This is a genomic window from Methylobacterium aerolatum, from assembly GCF_022179085.1.
Classification (GTDB): domain Bacteria; phylum Pseudomonadota; class Alphaproteobacteria; order Rhizobiales; family Beijerinckiaceae; genus Methylobacterium; species Methylobacterium aerolatum.
On the sequence record NZ_BPQE01000009.1, the window covers coordinates 37,036 to 55,783 of the forward strand.

Genomic DNA, 18,748 nt, shown 5'->3' on the forward strand with positions numbered 1-18,748 from the left:
GTGTCGGGGCGGGAGCCCCGACGAGCAGGACGCCGCCCTGCACCCGCGAAAGGACCCGGTCCCTTCGAAACGCCGACGTCAGTAGCGGCAGATACGCCGGGGCCCGTAGGGCGTCGGACGGATGAAGCAGCGGCGGCCGTAGAACGGGCGCGGACGGTAGCCGTAACCGTAGCCGGGGCGGCAGCGGCCGTACGGGCCGCGGGTCCAGCCCGGGCCGCAGCCGAAGGCCACGGTCTCGACGGGGGCGCTGCCGGCGAGCGTCGTCGCCGAACCGGCCTGGAGCGGCGCGGCCTGCGCGGAGGTGATGGCTCCGAGGCCGCCGAGGGCCAGGGCAGCCGCGAGCCCGATGAAGGACTTCGTCATCGTCTTTTCCTTGCGATCCGGCGCCGCCCCGAATTGAGGGCGGCTCGACCGTGGCGCAGAAACGCCGTCACGGCCGAACCGTTCACGCAAGGCGTGCAGATTCCTCAGCGACCGAAGAGCCTCTTCAGGCTACCGAGGAGGCCGCCCGGGGCGGGCGCCGCCTCGGCCGCCCCGTCCACCGGGGTCGCCGCCCGCCCGCCATCCCCGCCGCCCGCCTTCGGCGCCAGGACGAGGCCGAGCGCCGCCGTGTCGGTGGTCTCCCGGTCGATCAGGATGAAGCTCCCGGTCTCGCGGTTGTCGGCGTAGGCATCCACCGCCACGGGGCGGTCGAGGGTCAGGCGCACGTCGGCGATGTCGTTGGCCGCGAGGCGCTCCGCCGGACCGGGCCTGCCCGTCTCCGGGTCGATGCGCGAGACGATCCGCTCCACCGTCGCCGTCACCGTCACGGTGCCGACCTTGGCGAGCAGGCTCGCGCCGGGGGCCAGCTCGGTCTCCGCCGCCCAGAACAGGCGGGCGTCGAGCGTCTCGAGTGTCAGGAGCGGCGCGCCCTCGGCCGCGATCACCTGGCCGCGGGAGGCGTCGATCTGCTCGGCCAGCACCAGGGTCACGGAGAGGTCGGCCCCGGCCTCGGGCAGATCGCCGTCGGCGGTGTAGATCCGCTCCACGGTGGCTTCGCGCCCGCCCGGTTGCACGCTCACGCGGTCGCCGGGGCGCACGGTGCCGCTGGCAATGCGCCCGCTGTAGCCCCGGAAGTCGGAATTCGGCCGATTGACCCACTGCACGGCCATGCGGAACGGGGCGTTCAGCGCCTCCTCGCGCACCGGCACGGTCTCCAGGAAGGACAGCAGGGTCCCGCCCGTATGCCAGGGCGTGTTCACCCCCGGCTCGACCACGTTGTCGCCGTTCTTGGCCGAGAGGGGGATCGGCCGGATCTCGGCGAAGTTCAGCCCGGCGGCGAAGTCCGAGAAGCCCGCCACGATCTCGGCGAAGCGGTCCTGCGACCAGCCGATCAGGTCCATCTTGTTGACGGCCAGCACCACCCGGCGGATCCCGAGATTCGAGACCAGCAGGGCGTGGCGACGGGTCTGGCGGGTGAGGCCCTGGCGGGCATCCACGAGGATCACCGCCACGTCCGCCGTGGAGGCGCCGGTGGCCATGTTGCGGGTGTACTGCTCGTGGCCGGGCGTGTCGGCCACGATGAAGGAGCGCTTGTCCGTCGAGAAGAAGCGGTAGGCGACGTCGATGGTGATGCCCTGCTCCCGCTCGGCCTGGAGGCCGTCGACGAGGAGCGCGAGGTCCATCTCCTGCCCCTGCGTCCCGTGCTTGCGCGAATCGCGCCGCAGGGCGGTGATCTGGTCGTCGAAGATCTGCTTGGTGTCGTGCAGCAGGCGGCCGATCAGGGTCGACTTGCCGTCGTCCACCGAGCCGCAGGCGATGAAGCGCAGCACTTCCTTGTCGCGGTGCGTCGCCAGGAACGCGGCGTAGTCCTGCGCGACGGTGGACGCCTCGAAGGCCGTCTTGGGCGGGTGGATGGTCATCAGAAGTAGCCCTCCTGCTTCTTGCGCTCCATGGCGCCCGCGCCGTCCTTGTCGATCACCCGGCCCTGCCGCTCCGAGGTGCGGGCGGCCAGCGTCTCGGCGATGATCTCCGGCAGGCTGGCGGCCTCGCTCTCCACCGCGCCGGTCAGCGGGTAGCAGCCGAGCGTCCGGAAGCGGACGACGCGCTGCTGCGGGGCCTCGCCGGGGTTCAGGGGCAGGCGGTCGTCATCGACCATGAGGAGTTGCCCGTCGCGCTCCACCACGGGGCGCGGCGCCGCGAAGTAGAGCGGCACGATCGGGATGTTCTCCTGCTCGATGTAGAGCCAGATATCGAGCTCGGTCCAGTTGGACAGCGGGAAGACGCGCAGCGACTCGCCGCGCTTCTTGCGGAGATTGTACAGGTGCCAGGGCTCGGCCCGCTGGCGCTTGGGATCCCAGCGGTGCTGGGCGGTGCGCAGGGAGACGATGCGCTCCTTGGCGCGGCTCGCCTCCTCGTCCCGGCGGGCGCCGCCGAAGGCCGCGTCGAACTTGTGCTGGTCCAGCGCCTGCCGCAGGGCCTGCGTCTTCATCACGTCGGTGTGGACCTCGGAGCCGTGGCTCACCGGCCCGATGCCGCGGGCGAGCCCGTCCTGGTTGGTGTGGACCAGGAGGTCGAGGCCGAGCTCCTTCGCCCGCGCATCGCGGAAGGCGATCATCTCCTTGAACTTCCACGTCGTGTCGACGTGGAGGAGCGGGAAGGGCAGCTTGCCCGGCGCGAAGGCCTTCAGCGCCAGATGCAGCAGGACGGAGGAATCCTTGCCGATGGAATAGAGCATCACCGGGTTCTCGGTCTCGGCGACCGTCTCCCGGAAGATGTGGATGGCCTCGGCCTCCAGCCGCTTGAGGTGGCTCAGGCGGGCGGGGGAGGGGGCTTGGGTCGTCTCTGGCCGCAGGGCGGCCGTCGCGGCGCTCATCGGGCGTACTCCGGCTGGCGGGTTTCGGGGGTGGGCTCGAACACGGCGGCTTCCCGGCCCGGCTGCACCGCGGCCCCGGGGCGGCCGACATGCAGCCCGCATTCCTTCTTGTCTTCCTGCTCCCACCACCAGCGCCCGGCGCGCTCCGGCTCGCCGACCTTCACCGCGCGGGTGCAGGGCGCGCAGCCGATGGAGGGAAAGCCCTTGTCGTGCAGGGTGTTGTAGGGAACGAAGTTGTCGCGGACGAAGAGGTCGATCCGCTCGCGGGTCCAATCCGCCAGCGGATTGAGCTTCACGAGGCCGCGCTCGGCGTCCCAGGCGGCCAGCGGCGTCGCGGCGCGATTGGCGGACTGCCCGGCCCGCAGGCCGGTGAGCCAGCCGGCGGCGCCGTGGAGCGCCCGGCCGAGCGGCTCGACCTTGCGGAAGCCGCAGCAGGCCTGACGCGCCGCCACGGAGCGGCGGAAGCCGTTGATGCCCTCCGCGCGGACGAAGGCTTCCTCGGCGGCCCGCTCGGGCACGTAGGCGAGGATGCGGATGCCGTAGGCGGCCTCGGTCTCGACCCAGGTGTCGTAGGTCTCGGGGAACAGGCGGCCCGTATCGAGGGTGGCGATCTCCACCCGGCCGTCATCCCCGCGGGCGCCGGCGAGCTTGGCCATGGCGAGGGCGTGGGTGAGCACCTGATCCTCGATCCCGAGGCTCGTGGTGAAGACCAGCCGTCCGGGAACCTCGCGGGCGATCAGGGTCAGGCGGTCCTGAAGGTCGAGGGGCGCGAGGCTCCGGCCGAGGTCGTCGGCCGCCGTGGTGGGGTCCGTGAGGGACATGCTGTGGGCTCCTGCGCCGACCCTGTGGACATGAGGGGGCCACGCCGGTTGTCGAGGGGTCGAAATGTTCGCTATATCGAACGAAGTCAAGGCGAGGGGGCCGATTCCTCCCCGCGAAAGGCCGGTGGCGATGTGTGCCACCGCACGCGGCAAGGCCACGCTCACCGACGTAAATTAAAAAAATATTCTCGAAATTGGTGCCACTCGCCTATATGGCCGCAAATTCCTTCTCCGCGGAGAAGGGGTGTCGAGACCGCGGAGGTCCCCCTTGGACGCCATCGACCTGAAGATCCTCGCCCTGCTCCAGCGGGACGCGACCCTCTCCATCGCCGCCATTGGCGAGAAGGTCGGCCTGTCGCAGACTCCCTGCTGGAAGCGCATCCAGCGCCTGGAATCCGACGGGGTGATCGACCGGCGCGTCGCCGTGCTCGACCCGGTGAAGCTCGGCCTCGGCCTGACGGTCTTCGTCTCGATCGAGACGGCCGACCACTCGCAGGAGTGGTTGCAGCGCTTCGCCGACACCGTGTCGGCCATGCCGGAGGTGCTGGAATTCTACCGGATGGCGGGGGACGTGGATTACATGCTGCGTGTCGTCGTCGCGGACATGCAGGCCTACGACACCTTCTACAAGCGCCTGATCGCGGTGCTGCCCCTCAAGAACGTGACCTCGCGCTTCGCCATGGAAAAGGTGAAGTCGACCACGGCCTTGCCCCTGCCCGCGCCGCCCAAGGCGACGCGCCACCTGCCCGAGCTGGCCCCGGCCCTCGCTGCGGTCGGAGATTAATCTTCTCTTTCAGAACGATTGCGCGATAGCCGTTTGCTACCGTCGCGTCGTTCTGCAAAACGAACGTTCCGGTTGACATGGGCCGCGTGCCCGACGACATGGTTCCCCGATGTCTCGCTCTGCTCTCCTCCCGCGCACCGCTCCCTTCGGAGACGGCGAACGCGCCAGCCTCGACGCCGTCCTCGGCAACGCGAGCCCGACCCAACGGGCATGGCTCGCCGGCTTCCTGGCCGGCCTCGACGCCGCCGGGGGCCAGCCCCAGGCCGCGCCCGCCCAGGCGCCCAAGGCGTCCGAGCCGCTGACGGTCATCTACGCGAGCGAATCCGGAAATTCGGAGAAGCTCGCGGGCGACGTCGCCAAGCTCGCCCGCAAGCAGGGCTTCAAGCCGAAGGTGGTGGACTTCGCCGACCTCGACGTGGCGACCCTGCCGAAGGCGGGCAAGCTCGTGGCCATCGCCGCCACCTGGGGCGAGGGTGAGCCCCCGGCCCGCGCGGTGCGGGCCTACGGCGAGCTGATGGGCGAGGGCGCCCCGCGCCTGGAGGGCGTGGAATTCGCCGTGCTGTCGCTCGGCGACACCTCGTACGCGGAATTCTGCGCCATCGGGAAGGCGCTCGACGCCCGGTTCGAGGCGCTGGGGGGCAAGCGCGCCGCCGAGCGCGCCGACCTCGACCTCGATTTCGAGACGCCCGCCGCCGAGTGGATCAAGGGCACCCTCAAGGCGCTGGCGCCCGCCGCGGCCCAGGACAACGTGGTGGCGGTGGACTTCGCCCGCGCCGGCGGGGACGAGGAGGCCGAGCCGAGCCGCGACCCCGTCGTGGTCGAGGTGGTAGAGCACGTGAACCTCAACTCCTCCCGCTCCGACAAGGAGACGATCCACCTCGCCCTCGCCTTCGAGGACGGCGCTCCGGCCTACGAGCCGGGCGATTCCCTGGAGCTCTATCCCGAGAACGATCCGCAGCTCGTCGACGAGATCCTGGCCGCCACCGGCCTGTCGGGCGACGAGGCCCTGCGCCGGTCGCTGCTGACCGAGCGTGACATCACCACGCTCTCGCCGGCCACGATCGAGCGCTTCGCCAAGGCGACGGGCTCGGACGAGGCGAGCGCCTTCGCGGCGGGCGGCGAGGCCCGCGCCTGGGTCGAGGGCCGCAACCTCATCGACCTGATCGAGCGGTTCCCCGCCACGCTCACGGCGGAGCATTTCGGCACCATCACCCGGCCCCTGCCGCCGCGGGCCTACTCCATCGCCTCCTCGCGCAAGGAGGTGGGGGACGAGGTGCACCTCGCCATCGTGGCGGTGCGCTACGAGACCTTTGGCCGGGCGCGCTCCGGCGTGGCCTCGGTCCACGTGGCCGACCGGATCAAGGACGGCGCCAAGCTGCGGGTCCGGCTGAAGCCGAACAAGCACTTCCGCCTGCCCGCGGACCCCGCCACCGACATCATCATGGTCGGCCCCGGCACCGGCGTCGCCCCGTTCCGCGCCTTCGTGCAGGAGCGCCGGGCGGTGGAAGCTCCCGGCCGCTCCTGGCTGTTCTTCGGCGACCGCCACTTCACCCACGACTTCCTGTACCAGCTCGAATGGCAGGAGGCCCTGGAGGACCGGTCGCTCACCAAGATCGACGTAGCCTTCTCCCGTGACCAGCCGGAGAAGATCTACGTCCAGGACCGCATCGACCAGCACGCCGCCGAACTGGTGGAGTGGCTGGAGGGCGGCGCCCATTTCTACGTCTGCGGCGACGCGAAGAAGATGGCCAAGGACGTGCGCGCCGCCGTGGTCCGGGCCTTCGAGACCGTGAAGGGCCTCTCGGCGGCTGACGCCGAGTCGCACGTCGCGGGGCTTGAGCGGGCCAAGCGATACCAGCAGGACGTGTACTGACACGAACCGACCGTCACTCGTGACCATCGTCCGATCCGCGCCTTCCTCCTGAGGCGCCCGCACCAGCGGGCCTCGAAGGAGACCTCCCCTTCGCTGCGGCACCTCGGGATGAGGAGGAAGGATCGGACGGTCACCGCCGACACAGCATATCGGGACCACCATGACCGACGGCACCCCCACCCTCACCAAGCGCGTGTACGACACGCCGCCGACCTCCCGCCCGATCACCGACGCGGAGGCGGCCCGCGAGGCCAAGCTCGCGGCCAACGAGCACATCAAGATCGCCAGCGGCTACCTGCGCGGCACCCTCGCGGACGGGCTTCTGGCCCACGCCACCGGCGCCATCTCCGAGGATGACGGGCAGCTCGTGAAGTTCCACGGGATGTACCTGCAGGACGACCGCGACCTGCGGCCGGAGCGGAGCAAGAAGAAGCTCGACAAGGCCTACAGCTTCATGATCCGCCTGCGCATCGCGGGGGGCGTGGTCAGCCCGAAGCAGTGGCTGGTCCTCGACGACATCGCCCGGACCTACGCGGGCAACGCCCTGCGCGCGACGACGCGCCAGACCTTCCAGTACCACGGCGTCATCAAGTCGAACCTGAAGCGGACCATGGCCGCCATCGACGCGGCGCTGCTCGACACCATCGCCGCCTGCGGCGACGTGAACCGCAACGTCATGGCCGCTACGAACCCGGCCCAGGTGAAGGCGCACAAGGCCGCCTACCAGCTCGCCAAGGACATCTCCGATTCGCTCCTGCCGAAGACCAATGCGTGGCGCGAGATCTGGCTCGACGGCGAGCGGGTCGTCGGCGGCGAGGACGGGCCGGAGGTGGAGCCGATCTACGGCCGCACCTACCTGCCGCGGAAGTTCAAGACGGTCATCGCCGTGCCGCCGTCGAACGAGGTCGATATCTTCGCCCACGATCTCGGCTTCATCGCGATCCTCGACAAGAAGAACGCGGTCACCGGCTGGAACGTCACGGTCGGCGGCGGCATGGGCATGACCCACGGCGAGCCCGACACCTTCCCCCGCACCGCCGACGTGATGGGCTTCTGCAAGCCGGAGGACGCGGTGAAGGTCGCCGAGGCGGTGATGACCGTCCAGCGCGACTGGGGCAACCGCACCAACCGCAAGAACGCCCGGCTCAAGTACACGATCGAGCGCTACGGCCTCGACGCCTTCCGCGCCGAGGTGGAGAAGCGGATCGGCAAGAAGCTCGGGGCGGTGAAGCCCTTCACCTTCACCGGCAACGGCGACCGCTTCGGCTGGACCGAGGGCGACGACGGCCGCCATCACCTGACCCTCTACGTCCCCTCCGGCCGGATCAAGGATTACGAGGACGGCCCGCGCTTCCTCTCCGGCCTGCGCCGGGTGGCCGAGGAGCACGAGGGCGACTTCCGCCTCACCGCTAACCAAAACGTCATCATCGCCAACGTGCCGGAGGCCCGACGCGCGGCCATCGAGGCGATCGTGGACGAGTACGGCATGACCAAGGGGGCGGGGGCGCTGCGGCGCAACTCCATCGCCTGCGTCGCCATGCCGACCTGCGGCCTGGCGCTCGCCGAGAGCGAGCGCTTCCTGCCGGGCCTGATGGACGACCTGGAGGCGAGCCTCGCCAAGCACGGGTTGCAGGACGAGGAGATCACCATCCGCTCCACCGGATGTCCCAACGGCTGCGCCCGGCCCTTCATCGCCGAGATCGGCCTCGTGGGCCGGGGTCCCGAGCGCTACCACCTCTATCTCGGCGCCGCCTTCGACGGCTCGCGCCTCGGCAAGCTCTACCGGGAGGACGCCTCGCCGGCCGAGGTGGTCTCGACCCTGGATCCGCTCTTCGCCGAGTTCGCGAAGGCCAAGCAGGCCGGCGAGCATTTCGGCGACTACCTGATCCGCGCCGGCCATGTGACGAGGACGATCAACGGGCCGGACTTCCATGCCCAGACCGGGGCGCTGAAGTAGGGCCTTCGCCGTCACGGCCGCGCGAGCGAGGCCGTGACGGCGGGGCAGGGGCCGTCAGGTCGCCGACTCACTCGGCCGGGGCCGCCACCCGCCCCTTCGCCCCCTTCCGCGCCCGGGACTCGGCGGCGAGATCGGAGAAGCCCGTATCGAAGCGGTCATACAAGCGGGCGACGAGCCCGAGGACCATGTCCAGCGAGGCGGAGAACAGTGCCACGACGCCGAGGACGGCGACCTTGGCGAGGTGGCCCGCCCCGGCGACGATGCGGCCGATCCAGTGAAACACAGCCATGTCGATCCTTCGTGAGAGGGGAGAGAGCGGGCGGGGGCGCCCGTTGCGTCGCAGCACATAGGGTTCGGCCCCGGAACAGGGGACGCGACCGAAAGCGGCGTCCCGGTCGGGGAACCGCGGCGGCGCTGCGACATTCGGCGACCCCAGCCAAGCCCCTCACAGCTTGGCCGAATTCTCCCGCGCCCATCCACCCTCCATCGCATCGCCGTGCTCTCACGGCGCGACGGATCATCCGCCCCGGTTCCGCGTTTCGCCTTCGCACCGCAGCGGAGATGGGCATGCAGGCGAGACGGGTGGACGGGCGCAAGGTGCGCTACGCGGTGGTCGGCGGCGGTTGGATCTCGCAGGCGGCGTTCATGCCGGGCGTGGCGCAGACCGGCAATTCCGAGATGACGGCGATCGTCACCGGCGACCCGGAGAAGGCGAAGGCGCTCGCCGACACCTACGGGCTGACCGCCTTCTCCTACGACCGGTACGAGGAGGCGTTGGCCTCCGACCTGTTCGATGCGGTCTACCTCGCCCTGCCGAACGGGATGCACCGGGACTACGCCGTGCCGGCCCTGGAGGCCGGGTGCCACGTTCTCCTCGAGAAGCCGATGGCGGTGAGCGTCGCCGAGTGCGAGGCGATCAACGCCTCCGCGCAGGCCTCGGGCGCCAAGCTGATGATCGCCTACCGCCTGCATTTCGAGCCGGCGACGCTGGACGCCATCGCCCGCATCCGCGCCGGGCAGATCGGCGAACCGCGGATGTTCACCGCCACCTTCGGGCAGCGGGTCGAGGCGGGCAACCACCGCGCCAAGCAGGGCTACTGGGCCGGCCCCGTCCCCGACATGGGCACCTACCCGATCAACGCCGCCCGCAACCTCTTCGGGGAGGAGCCCGTGGAGGTCTCGGCGCTGGGCAGCCGCCGGGCGGACAGCCCCTTCCCCTTCGACGGCACCGTCTCCGTCACCCTGCGCTTCCCGAGCGGGCGGCTCGCCCAGTTCACCGTCTCCTACGAGTCCGACGCCGTCGATGCCTACCGCGTCACCGGCACCCGGGGCGACCTGCATCTCCAGCCCGCCTTCCTGTTCGGGAAGGGACTCGGCGGAACCCTGACCCGGGGCGGGGAGGCCGAGCGGCTGACCTTCCCGAGCGTCGATCAGTTCGGCGGCCAGACCCGCTATTTCTCCGACTGCATCCTCCACGACCGGTTGCCGGAGCCCGACGGCGAGGAGGGCCTGTGCGACATCCGCGTGCTGGAGGCGGTGGAGCGCGCCCTGGCCACGGGGCAGACCCAGGCCCTGCCCCCCATGACGCGCCGGACCCGGCCCGACCTCCTCCAGAAGATGGAACTGCCCGAGGTCACGCCGCCGGCCATGGTCAACGCCGCCAAGCCGGAGGGCTGACGTCCTGCCCGCCCCGTGCGGACGGGGCGGGCAAAAAAAACCATGACACGGAGCCGCAGGGAGAGAACCGAAAAAAACCTGGACCGTTGTATTTCTGCGACGACGGGGAGGGGACAATGCCCAAGCACGAAATTCTGGGATACTTCGAGCACCGCCGGGACGGTGCCTGGATCTGCGTCCGGCCCTTCACCCTCACGACTCCGAATGCCAGCGTCGATATCCGCCAGGGCATGCGCTTCGATTACGGCAAGCGCATCGGCGGCGTGGACCTCGCCGAGTATCTGGAACGCCTGGGCTCGCAATTCGGCTCGTAGGCGAGCTAGAACGTATGATCGGCCCCGGTCCGCGGGCCGCTTGCAATGAAAGCATTTGCCTTCCCCTCTTCAGGGGAGGGCATTACTAGGGCGCATGCATCCCGACGATTCGACGCAGATTCTCGCCGGAGAGAGTGGACAGACCACGCGCTGCCGCATCATGGCCACGGCCAGCGAGTTCTTTCACGAGATCGGCTACCAGAAGACCACCGTCGCCGACATCGCCCGGTCGCTCAAGATGAGCCCGGCCAACGTCTATCGCTTCTTCGACTCGAAGAAGGCGATCAACGAGGCGGTGCTCAAGCGCCTGATCGGCGAGGTCGAGGCCCTCGTGGCGGGCATCGCCGACCGTCCGGGCCTCACTCCCACCGAGCGCCTCGTCACGGCGATCGAATCCCTCCACCGCCACTGCCTGGAGCGCTATGAGCGTTATCCCCGCATCCACGAGATGGTCGAGGCGGGGATGGGCGAGAGCTGGGAGGTCTGCCGCCACCATGTGGCGGGGGTCACCGCCGTGTTCGAGCGGATCATCCGCGAGGGCGTGCGCACGGGGGAGTTCGAGGCCGCGGACCCCGCCATGGTGGCGGGGTGCATCCATGTCGGCATCATCCGCTACACCCACCCGCTGCATGTCGGCCAGCCGATGCTGCCGCCGGTCCCGCCCCTGCGGGCGATGATCGACTTCCTCCTGCGCGGCCTCGCCCCGGGACGGGGCTGAGGCCGGCGCCTATTCCGAGGCGGGCGTCGAGGGCGGCGCGGGTTCGGAGGTGGAGGGCTGCGGTCCGTCGTACCCCTCGATCACCAGGATCTCCGCCTCGACGCCGCCGCGCTGCTTGGCCTTGGCGGCTTGGTACGCATCCGAGTACCAGCAGGCGAGGGCATCCTCGTAGGACGGGAATTCGATGACGACGTTGCGCTCGCGGGCCGGCCCCATCACCGCCTCGTAGCGCCCGCCGCGGATCAGGAAGCGCCCGCCGAACGCCGCGAAAGCCGCGCCGTTGGCCGCCACGTACGCCTTGTACGCCTCGGCATCGCGGACATCGACCCGCGCGATCCAATACCCCTTGGCCATCGATCAGGTGTCTCCCGTCCCGGCGCGCGCAGCCGCGCCCGGCGGAAGGTAGGGCGAGGGGTCGCCTCAGGCCATCTCGGCGACGATGGCCCGCGCCACGGCCCGCGGGTCGGCGGCGCCGGTGATCGGTCGCCCGACGACGATGTGGTCGATCCCCGCCCGCTTGGCGTCGCCGGGAGTCATCACCCGCTTCTGGTCGCCGGCCTCGGCGCCCGCCGGGCGGATGCCGGGGGTGACGATCAGCCGGTCCGGCCCGACGATCCGGCGCACGCCCTCCGCCTCCGCCGCCGAGCAGACGAGCCCGTCGATGCCGATCTCCGCCGCCTGGGCGGCGCGCTGGGCGACGAGGTCCGCGACGGGCAGGGCGTAGCCCGCTTCGGCCGCGTCGGCGTCGTCGTAGGAGGTGAGCACCGTCACGGCGAGGATCCTCAGCCCGTTGCCGCGCCCCCTCACCGCCGCCCGCATGGTCTGCGGATAGGCGTGGACGGTCAGGAACGTCGCCCCGAGGCCGGACACCGCGCGGACCCCCTCCTCGATGGTGTTGCCGATGTCGTGCAGCTTGAGGTCGAGGAAGACCCTGTCGCCCCGCGCCACGAGGCGCTCGGCCAGGGCGAGGCCGCCGGCATAGGCCAGCCGGTACCCGATCTTGTAGAAGGTCGCCGCGTCGCCGAGCCGGTCGATCAGCGCCTCGGCCTCGGCCACGCCGGGCACATCGAGGGCGACGATCAGGCGGTCACGGGGGTCGGTCTGGCTCATGGGCGCACGGACACCATGGGGCGGGTGGGGGTGTCAATGGCGGTGCGTCGACCCTCTGCGCCGACGTCCGCGGCGGGATCCCCCCTCTCCCCGCAAGCGGGGCGAGGGGTTTTCTCTCCTTCTAACCCTCCATAGGCGGCGAAGACGGCTCACATCGCCCCGCCCGGCCACGGAAACCGGATGTTCCCGTCCCGCAGTCCGGCCAGCACCACCTCGACCCCGCCGGACTTCACCATCCATTCGAGGCGGTGATCCCGGTACTCCCGGCGGCGCCCGCCCGTCGTGTACAACTCGGAGGCCGCCGCCATCTGCGCCGCGGCGGCGTCGAACTCGGCGAAGGTCTGCGCCACCGAGGGGCGTACCTTCACCCGGCCGTGCCACTCCGCCAACGGGCTGCCTGCTTCGGGGCCGAGGCCGTAATGCACGGATCGGTTGAGGATCGGGGCGACCGCCGCATCCGCCCAGCCGAAGCGCTCGCCGCCGAACCACGCCGCCTCCCCGAGACGTCCGGCAAGCCACTTCTGGAGCACCCGCGTCTGGGCGGTGGCCTCGGCGCGCAGATGCTCGGCGAGGTCGCCGGTGGCGCGCTTGAACCACAGGATCTCCCCAAAACCCCAGTTCACCGCCTCGTACTGCGTGTCGCAGACCTCCTCCGTCATCCGCGCGAAGGCCCGCGCGGCGGGATCGCGGGGCAGGAGGGGCGGCTCGGGGAAGCGATCCTCGAGGTATTCCAGGATCACCGTCGACTCGAAGATCGCGCCATCGCCATCGAACAGCACCGGCACCTCGGTGCGGGGGTTGGCGGCGGCGAAGGGGCCGTCCTGGCTCCCGGTGCCGAAGCTCTCCGGCATCTCGGCGGTGAAGGCCACGCCCTTCTCGCGCAGCGCGATCTTGACCTTCTGCGCGTAGGACGAGAGCGGATGCTCGTAGAGCCGCATGGACGACCTCCCCTTGATCGGTTTTGCGAAGGCTTTAGCAAAACCCTCTCCGTCATTGCGAGCGTGAGCGAAGCAATGACGGGGCGTTCAATCGGAGAGGACCCGCGCGACCTCCGCGCGCAAAACCGGCAGCAATTCCGCCTCGAACCATGGTTCGCGCTTGAGCCAGCCGTTGTTGCGCCAGGACGGATGGGGCAGGGGCAGCACCCGTGGGCGGCGGGGCTCGGCCAGGATCGCGCGCCAGTTGCGCACGGTGCCGGTGAGGCCCCCCGGAAGCGTCCCGAGATGCCAGGCCTGCGCGTAGGAGCCGATCACCAGGATCAGGTCGAGGTGCGGCAGGCCGGCGAACAGCTCCGCCCGCCAGCGCTCGGCGCATTCCCGGCGGGGCGGCTTGTCGCCGCCCTTGGCGTCGAGGCCGGGAAAGCACGACCCCATCGGCACGATGGCGATTTTCCTGGAATCGTAGAACTGCGCCTCGTCGAGCCCGAGCCACGTCCGCAGCCGGACGCCCGAGGGATCCATGAACGGCATTCCCGTCCGGTGCGCCCGCGTGCCCGGCGCTTGGCTCGCCACGCACAGCCGCGCACCCGTCGAGCCCTGGACGATCGGCCTCGGCTCCTGCGGCAGGGGAGGGCCGTAGAGCGGCGCATCCCGGCAAAGGCGGCAGGCGCGCAAGGCGGCGGCGGTGTCGTCGAAGGAGGGCATCCCGGAGATATGGCGCTCCCTCATTGCGAGCGTAGCGAAGCAAGCCAGCGCAGCGGGCCCTCCCCGAACGACGCGCGTCCCTGGATTGCTTCGCCTTCGCTCGCAAGGACGGTGGCGCGCCCATAAAAAAACGGCGCGGTGTCGCGCCGCGCCGTTCGAAGTCGGGTCTCGTTGCCTTGGGGGAAGGCTGACCCTGGCTTACGCCCACGCTCGGCGGAAAGCCGTGCGATTTCTCACGCGCCCTTCGCGCCCGAGAGGTCCAGCGGCAGGGAGCGCAGGCGCTGGCCCGTGGCGGCGAAGACCGCGTTGGCGATGGCCGGCGCCAGCACCGGCACGCCGGGCTCGCCGATGCCGGTGGGCGCCGCCGTGCTCGGCACGATGTGGACCTCGACCTTCGGCATCTCGCTGATCCGGGTGGGCTCGTAGGCGTCGAAATTCGCCTCCTGCACCTGGCCGTCCTTGAGGGTGATCCGGTTGCGCAGCACCGCGGAGAGGGCGAAGCCCACCGCACCCTCGACCTGAGCCCGGATCACGTCCGGGTTCACCGCCACGCCCACATCCACCGCCGCGACGATCCGCTCGGCCTTCACGTGCCCGTCCGCGACGCCCACCTGCGCCACCATGGCGACGTAGGATCCGAAGGATTCGTGCACGGCGACTCCGAGGCCCCGGCCCTTCTCCTGGGCGGCGCCCCAGCCCGCCTTGTCGGCGGCGAGCTTCAAGACGCCCGCGAGGCGGGGCGCGTTGGCCAACAGCGAGAGACGATAGGCCACGGGGTCGGCGCCCGCCGCGTGGGCGAGGTCGTCGATCATCACCTCCATCACGTGGGCGGTGTGGCTATGGCCGACGGAGCGCCACCACAGCACCGGCACGCCCTCGCGGCCGTTATGGACGCCGAAGCGGTAGGCGGGCAGCGCGTAGGGCGTGTCGGAGGCGCCCTCGACGGTGGTGGCGTCGATGCCGTCCTTCACGATCATCGCCTCGAAGGGCGAGCCGATCATGATCGACTTGCCGACCATCACATGGTCCCAGCCGACGATCGACCCCTTGGCGTCGATCCCGGCCCGGACCGTGTGGAGGACGCTCGGGCGGTAGTAGCCGCCGGTCATGTCGTCCTCGCGGGTCCAGACGAGGTGGACCGGGGCCTTCTCGCCATACGCCTTGAACACGGCGGCCGTCTCGGCGGCGTAGTCGGCGGAGGGGGTCGCCCGGCGGCCGAAGGAGCCGCCCGCCCAGGTCGTATGGAGCCGGACCTTGTCCGGCGTCACGCCGAGCACGGCGGCCATCACCGCCTGCTCCACCGTCTGGAACTGGAACCCGGCATGGACGTCGTAGGTGCCGTCGGCCGCCTTCTCGATCGTGGCGTTGAGGGGCTCCATCGCCGCGTGGGCGAGGTAGGGGAAGGTGAACTCGGCCTCGATCACCGTGGCCGCGCCCTTCAGCGCCGCCGCCGGGTCGCCGCGACGGGAGGCGGTGAGGCCCGGCGCCTTCGCCTTCTCGCGGTACTCGGCGAGGATCGCCTCCGACGAGCGGGTCTCGGCGGCGGAGTCGTCCCACTCGACGGTGAGGGCCTTCCGGCCCTGCATCGCCGACCACGTGTCCCTGGCGACCACCGCCACGCCGGAGGGCACCTGCACCACGTCGAGGACGCCCGGCACCCGACGGGCGGCGGCGGCGTCGAAGCTCCTGACGACCCCTCCGAAGCGGGGCGCGCGGGCGATCACCGCCGTCACCTGACCCGGCCGTCGGATGTCGAGGGCGTAGACCGCCGAGCCGTCGGTCTTGGCCTTCGAATCGAGGCGCGGGACCTTCTGGCCGATGAGGCGCCACTCGCTCGGGTCCTTCAGCCGGGGCTCGGCGGGGACGGGGAGGGTGGCCGCCGAGGCGGCGAGGTCGCCGAACCGGGCCTGCCGGCCGGAGGGGCCGTGGCGGACGATGCCGTCGGCCACAGTGATCTCGGCCACCGGCACCCGCCACTGGAAGGCGGCCGCCGCCACCAGCATCTCCCGGGCCGCCGCGCCGGCCTTGCGCAGCTGCACCCAGGAATTGGCCACCGCCGTGGAGCCGCCGGTGCCCTGGATCGGGCCCATCAGCAGGTTGTTGTAGAGGGCCGCGTCGGCGGGCGCGAACGCCGTGCGCACCTGCGCCCAGTCGGCGCCGAGTTCGTCCGCGAGGATGGTGGCGAGCCCCGTCGTGTTGCCCTGGCCCATGTCGAGGTGCTTGATCACCACGGTCACGGTGTCGTCGGCGCCGATCCGCACGAAGGCGTTGGGCTGCGCCTTGATCGAGGCCGGATCGAGCCCCGCCGCTCGGGCGGGGCCGGTGTCCAGCCGGAAGGCGACGACGATGGCCCCCGCCCCGGCGAGGAAACCGCGGCGGCTGGGGCGCGGGGCGGACGGGGTCGGTCGACGGATGGTCAGCATGGCGGCGATGCTCCGGTCAGGACCGTGAAGGGAATCGGGGGACGGAGGCGGGAGGCTTCCCCTCCGCCCGGAAGACGCCGCAGATGGCGCCGGGGAATGGCTCAGGCGAGCTGGCTCGCCGCCTCGTGAATGGCGGCGCGGATGCGCTGGTAGGTGCCGCAGCGGCAGATGTTGCCGTCCATCGCCCCGTCGATCTCGGCGTCGCTCGGCTTGGCGTTGCCCGAGAGCAGGCCGATGGCCGACATGATCTGGCCCGACTGGCAATAGCCGCACTGGACCACGTCGAGCTTGCGCCACGCGGCGCGCACCGCCTCGGCCACGGGGCCCGAGACCCCCTCGATCGTCGAGACCTTGGCCGTGCCGACGTCGCCGAGGCGGGTCTGGCAGGCGCGCACCGGCTGGCCATCGAGATGCACGGTGCACGCGCCGCACTGGCCGATGCCGCAGCCGTACTTCGTGCCCGTCATCGTCAGGTGGTCGCGCAGCACCCAGAGCAGGGGCGTCTCGGGGTCGGCCTCGACGGCATGCGGCACGCCGTTGATCAGAATCGATGGCATGGCGGGGCTCTCACAGATCCTCGCGCAAGGAGGGATTCCCGCGCGGGGAGGGTTGGCGTGGAACGGGAGGGCGCCGCACCGCCGCCCGGAGGCAGCTAAGGGCTGCCACGGAGTCCGGGCTGTGTGCCAGCGCACCCGCACCGGTGACTCCCGGGATTACGCGAACGGAGTGGCGACAATTCGACCTGTCGTGGCAGTCGCTTCTTAAGACTTTCGCAGCATTCTCCGAACGCAACCACTGCAAATTGTATCAAGTCGTCGATTGTCGCGCATGTCCGATCTCACCGTCGAGATGGTTCAGCGCGGGCGTGGCCCCTCGACGCAGGAGGCCGCCCGCCGCCTCGGTGTCGCCCGCGAGATCCGCTCCGCCCGGGAGCGGCTGACCTCGCGCACCGGCCTGGAACGCGCCTTCGACCACGAGTTGCTCCGGCACTACGCGCAGTACCGGGCCGGATCCGGCATCCCCCTCGGCGTCTTCGCCATGGCGCTCGCCGCCGCCGCTACCGCCTGGGTGCCCGTGGCCGTGGCCGGGACCTGGGCGCTGTGCGTGTTCCTGGTGATCACGCTGAACTCCATGATCAGCCGCCGCTTCCTCGGCGCCGACCCGGATCAGGTCGATCTCGTCCGGTGGCGCTGGCGCTTCGCGGGGGGCGAGGCCCTGCAGAGCCTCGTCTGGTCGGCGATGATCGGGCTCGGCGCGACGGGCGGCTGGACCTTCGCCCTGTTCGGCCTCGTCATCGCGGCGGCGGTGGCGACGATGCTCGCCGCGACGGTGCCGGCGGCGGCGGTGGCGGCCCTCCTGCCGCTCTGCGCCGCCACGCTCTGCCTGCTGACCTTTTCCAGCGGCGTGGACACGGTGATGCTGGTCGCCATGGCCGCGGGCACGCAGGTCTTCTTCCTCGGCCTGTCGCGGCGCCTCTACGCCTCGACGGTGGGCGCCCTGCACTCCCGGGCGGAGAAGGACGCCGTGTTCGGCGAACTGGAGCAGGCCAAGGCCAATTCGGACGAGGCCCGCCGCCGGGCGGAGGAGGCGAACCTCGCCAAGTCGCGCTTCCTCGCCACCATGAGCCACGAGCTGCGCACCCCGCTCAACGCCATCCTCGGCTTCTCGGAGGTGATGAAGAACGAGGTGTTCGGCGCCCACGCCGCGCCCTCCTACCGGGAATACTCGAACGACATCCACGACAGCGGGATGCACCTCCTCAACCTCATCAACGAGATCCTCGACCTGTCGCGGATCGAGGCGGGGCGCTACGAGCTGAACGAGGAGCCGGTGCTGCTGGCCGGCGTGGTGGAGGAGTGCCGCCACATGATGGCCCTCAGGGCCAAGGCGAAGAACCAGATCGTCCACGCCTCGGTGGACAGCTCCCTGCCCCGCCTCTGGGCGGACGAGCGGGCGCTGCGCCAGATCGTGCTGAACCTTCTCTCGAACGCGGTGAAGTTCACCCCGCCCGGCGGCGAGATCTGGCTGACGGTGGGCTGGACGCCGCTCGGCGGCCAATACCTCTCGGTGCGGGACAGCGGCCCCGGCATCCCCGAGGACGAACTCGGGACCGTGATGTCCTCCTTCGGCCGGGGAGCGCTCGCCATCAAGACGGCCGAGCAGGGCTCCGGGCTGGGCCTGCCGATCGTGAAGGGCCTCGTGGAACTGCACGGCGGGCAGTTCCAGCTCCGCTCGCGCCCCCGCGAGGGCACGGAGGTCATCGTCACCCTGCCCGCCGCGCGGGCGATGGACACGCTGCCCCCCGTCACGGACGAGGAGCCCGCGACCGCCCCGGAGCCGAAGCGGACCTCGCGCCGGGCCGCCTGAGGCACGCCGCACCGGTGCGGGCGCGGGCGACGCAGCGGGCGGGGCGATCCGGGGACGGCGGCCGTCCGTTCACGCCCCCGCGCCTCGGTCAGGCCGCCGTCCCGCCCGCAAAGACGCTCGCCCGTTGAAACCATGACGGCCCGGTCGGCGTACCGGTGGCAGCCGCATCTCGGGCCGCACTCCGACAAATTCCTTGTCCCCGACCGG

General features: G+C 70.9%; 18 protein-coding genes. 7 read left to right on the forward strand and 11 right to left on the reverse strand.

Features of this window, described 5'->3' with window-relative positions:
- Positions 1-78 precede the first annotated feature (78 nt).
- From MFF06_RS06250 to MFF06_RS06265, 4 genes are all read right to left on the reverse strand, one after another.
- Complete coding sequence (locus MFF06_RS06250) at positions 79-363, reverse strand: GCG_CRPN prefix-to-repeats domain-containing protein (RefSeq protein WP_238202158.1); 285 nt, start codon at positions 361-363, stop codon at positions 79-81.
- 104 nt (positions 364-467) lie between these two features.
- Positions 468-1,901, reverse strand: coding sequence for a sulfate adenylyltransferase subunit CysN (gene cysN, locus MFF06_RS06255; RefSeq protein WP_238202159.1), 1,434 nt, complete (start codon positions 1,899-1,901; stop codon positions 468-470).
- Positions 1,901-2,854 (reverse strand): sulfate adenylyltransferase subunit CysD, encoded by a 954-nt coding sequence (gene cysD / locus MFF06_RS06260; protein ID WP_238202160.1) that lies wholly within the window; start codon positions 2,852-2,854, stop codon positions 1,901-1,903. Before cysD ends, cysN begins: the two co-directional genes overlap by 1 nt.
- Positions 2,851-3,675 carry a phosphoadenylyl-sulfate reductase gene (locus tag MFF06_RS06265; RefSeq protein WP_238202161.1) on the reverse strand — a complete coding sequence of 275 codons (825 nt, stop codon included), beginning with the start codon at positions 3,673-3,675 and terminating at the stop codon, positions 2,851-2,853. The genes cysD and MFF06_RS06265 overlap by 4 nt, the downstream gene beginning before the upstream one ends.
- Positions 3,676-3,943: 268 nt before the next feature.
- On the opposite strand from MFF06_RS06265, the gene MFF06_RS06270 reads away from it, so the two are divergent.
- From MFF06_RS06270 to MFF06_RS06280, 3 genes are all read left to right on the forward strand, one after another.
- A complete protein-coding gene (locus MFF06_RS06270; RefSeq protein ID WP_238202162.1) occupies positions 3,944-4,459 on the forward strand; it encodes an Lrp/AsnC family transcriptional regulator in 516 nt (171 codons plus the stop codon).
- Between the two features lie 109 nt (positions 4,460-4,568).
- Positions 4,569-6,332: a diflavin oxidoreductase gene (locus MFF06_RS06275; protein WP_238202163.1), complete on the forward strand. Its 1,764-nt coding sequence runs from the start codon at positions 4,569-4,571 to the stop codon at positions 6,330-6,332.
- A 160-nt stretch (positions 6,333-6,492) separates the two neighbouring features.
- Entirely contained in the window at positions 6,493-8,289 is a 1,797-nt protein-coding gene (locus MFF06_RS06280; protein ID WP_238202164.1) for an NADPH-dependent assimilatory sulfite reductase hemoprotein subunit, read from the forward strand.
- A gap of 67 nt (positions 8,290-8,356) precedes the next feature.
- Here MFF06_RS06280 and MFF06_RS06285 read toward each other — a convergent pair whose 3' ends face one another.
- A complete protein-coding gene (locus MFF06_RS06285; RefSeq protein WP_238202165.1) occupies positions 8,357-8,578 on the reverse strand; it encodes a hypothetical protein in 222 nt (73 codons plus the stop codon).
- Positions 8,579-8,856: 278 nt separating this feature from the next.
- Here MFF06_RS06285 and MFF06_RS06290 point away from each other — a divergent pair, with 278 nt between their 5' ends.
- The 3 genes from MFF06_RS06290 to MFF06_RS06300 all read left to right on the forward strand — a co-directional run bounded on the left by MFF06_RS06290 (position 8,857) and on the right by MFF06_RS06300 (position 10,998).
- Positions 8,857-9,966 (forward strand): Gfo/Idh/MocA family protein, encoded by a 1,110-nt coding sequence (locus tag MFF06_RS06290; protein ID WP_238202166.1) that lies wholly within the window; start codon positions 8,857-8,859, stop codon positions 9,964-9,966.
- 116 nt (positions 9,967-10,082) lie between these two features.
- The gene (locus MFF06_RS06295; RefSeq protein WP_238202167.1) at positions 10,083-10,280 is read left to right on the forward strand and encodes a hypothetical protein; all 198 of its coding nucleotides are present in this window, start codon (positions 10,083-10,085) and stop codon (positions 10,278-10,280) included.
- A 94-nt stretch (positions 10,281-10,374) separates the two neighbouring features.
- Positions 10,375-10,998 carry a TetR/AcrR family transcriptional regulator gene (locus MFF06_RS06300; protein ID WP_238202168.1) on the forward strand — a complete coding sequence of 208 codons (624 nt, stop codon included), beginning with the start codon at positions 10,375-10,377 and terminating at the stop codon, positions 10,996-10,998.
- A gap of 9 nt (positions 10,999-11,007) precedes the next feature.
- Here the strand turns inward: MFF06_RS06300 and MFF06_RS06305 are convergent, their stop codons facing one another.
- The 6 genes from MFF06_RS06305 to MFF06_RS06330 all read right to left on the reverse strand — a co-directional run bounded on the left by MFF06_RS06305 (position 11,008) and on the right by MFF06_RS06330 (position 16,731).
- Positions 11,008-11,352, reverse strand: coding sequence for a DUF1330 domain-containing protein (locus MFF06_RS06305; RefSeq protein ID WP_238202169.1), 345 nt, complete (start codon positions 11,350-11,352; stop codon positions 11,008-11,010).
- 66 nt (positions 11,353-11,418) lie between these two features.
- The gene (gene pyrF, locus MFF06_RS06310) at positions 11,419-12,108 is read right to left on the reverse strand and encodes an orotidine-5'-phosphate decarboxylase (RefSeq protein ID WP_238202170.1); all 690 of its coding nucleotides are present in this window, start codon (positions 12,106-12,108) and stop codon (positions 11,419-11,421) included.
- Between the two features lie 149 nt (positions 12,109-12,257).
- Positions 12,258-13,046: a glutathione S-transferase family protein gene (locus MFF06_RS06315; protein ID WP_238202171.1), complete on the reverse strand. Its 789-nt coding sequence runs from the start codon at positions 13,044-13,046 to the stop codon at positions 12,258-12,260.
- 87 nt (positions 13,047-13,133) lie between these two features.
- The gene (locus MFF06_RS06320; protein ID WP_238202172.1) at positions 13,134-13,751 is read right to left on the reverse strand and encodes a uracil-DNA glycosylase family protein; all 618 of its coding nucleotides are present in this window, start codon (positions 13,749-13,751) and stop codon (positions 13,134-13,136) included.
- A gap of 233 nt (positions 13,752-13,984) precedes the next feature.
- On the reverse strand, positions 13,985-16,174 hold the full coding sequence (locus MFF06_RS06325) for a xanthine dehydrogenase family protein molybdopterin-binding subunit (RefSeq protein ID WP_238202173.1): 2,190 nt from the start codon (positions 16,172-16,174) through the stop codon (positions 13,985-13,987).
- A 101-nt stretch (positions 16,175-16,275) separates the two neighbouring features.
- On the reverse strand, positions 16,276-16,731 hold the full coding sequence (locus tag MFF06_RS06330) for a (2Fe-2S)-binding protein (protein ID WP_238202174.1): 456 nt from the start codon (positions 16,729-16,731) through the stop codon (positions 16,276-16,278).
- A gap of 271 nt (positions 16,732-17,002) precedes the next feature.
- On the opposite strand from MFF06_RS06330, the gene MFF06_RS06335 reads away from it, so the two are divergent.
- Positions 17,003-18,541, forward strand: coding sequence for a sensor histidine kinase (locus tag MFF06_RS06335; protein ID WP_238202175.1), 1,539 nt, complete (start codon positions 17,003-17,005; stop codon positions 18,539-18,541).
- Positions 18,542-18,748: the final 207 nt, after the last annotated feature.

Excerpts from the sequence above, each read along its gene's own strand:
- MFF06_RS06250 (WP_238202158.1), bottom strand. The coding sequence starts at position 363 with ATGACGAAGTCCTTCATCGGGCTCGCGGCTGCCCTGGCCCTCGGCGGC.
- cysN (WP_238202159.1), bottom strand. The coding sequence starts at position 1,901 with ATGACCATCCACCCGCCCAAGACGGCCTTCGAGGCGTCCACCGTCGCG.
- cysD (WP_238202160.1), bottom strand. The coding sequence starts at position 2,854 with ATGAGCGCCGCGACGGCCGCCCTGCGGCCAGAGACGACCCAAGCCCCC.
- MFF06_RS06265 (WP_238202161.1), bottom strand. The coding sequence starts at position 3,675 with ATGTCCCTCACGGACCCCACCACGGCGGCCGACGACCTCGGCCGGAGC.
- MFF06_RS06275 (WP_238202163.1), top strand. The coding sequence starts at position 4,569 with ATGTCTCGCTCTGCTCTCCTCCCGCGCACCGCTCCCTTCGGAGACGGC.
- MFF06_RS06280 (WP_238202164.1), top strand. The coding sequence starts at position 6,493 with ATGACCGACGGCACCCCCACCCTCACCAAGCGCGTGTACGACACGCCG.
- MFF06_RS06285 (WP_238202165.1), bottom strand. The coding sequence starts at position 8,578 with ATGGCTGTGTTTCACTGGATCGGCCGCATCGTCGCCGGGGCGGGCCAC.
- MFF06_RS06290 (WP_238202166.1), top strand. The coding sequence starts at position 8,857 with ATGCAGGCGAGACGGGTGGACGGGCGCAAGGTGCGCTACGCGGTGGTC.
- MFF06_RS06295 (WP_238202167.1), top strand. The coding sequence starts at position 10,083 with ATGCCCAAGCACGAAATTCTGGGATACTTCGAGCACCGCCGGGACGGT.
- MFF06_RS06300 (WP_238202168.1), top strand. The coding sequence starts at position 10,375 with ATGCATCCCGACGATTCGACGCAGATTCTCGCCGGAGAGAGTGGACAG.
- MFF06_RS06305 (WP_238202169.1), bottom strand. The coding sequence starts at position 11,352 with ATGGCCAAGGGGTATTGGATCGCGCGGGTCGATGTCCGCGATGCCGAG.
- pyrF (WP_238202170.1), bottom strand. The coding sequence starts at position 12,108 with ATGAGCCAGACCGACCCCCGTGACCGCCTGATCGTCGCCCTCGATGTG.
- MFF06_RS06315 (WP_238202171.1), bottom strand. The coding sequence starts at position 13,046 with ATGCGGCTCTACGAGCATCCGCTCTCGTCCTACGCGCAGAAGGTCAAG.
- MFF06_RS06320 (WP_238202172.1), bottom strand. The coding sequence starts at position 13,751 with ATGCCCTCCTTCGACGACACCGCCGCCGCCTTGCGCGCCTGCCGCCTT.
- MFF06_RS06325 (WP_238202173.1), bottom strand. The coding sequence starts at position 16,174 with ATGCTGACCATCCGTCGACCGACCCCGTCCGCCCCGCGCCCCAGCCGC.
- MFF06_RS06330 (WP_238202174.1), bottom strand. The coding sequence starts at position 16,731 with ATGCCATCGATTCTGATCAACGGCGTGCCGCATGCCGTCGAGGCCGAC.
- MFF06_RS06335 (WP_238202175.1), top strand. The coding sequence starts at position 17,003 with ATGTCCGATCTCACCGTCGAGATGGTTCAGCGCGGGCGTGGCCCCTCG.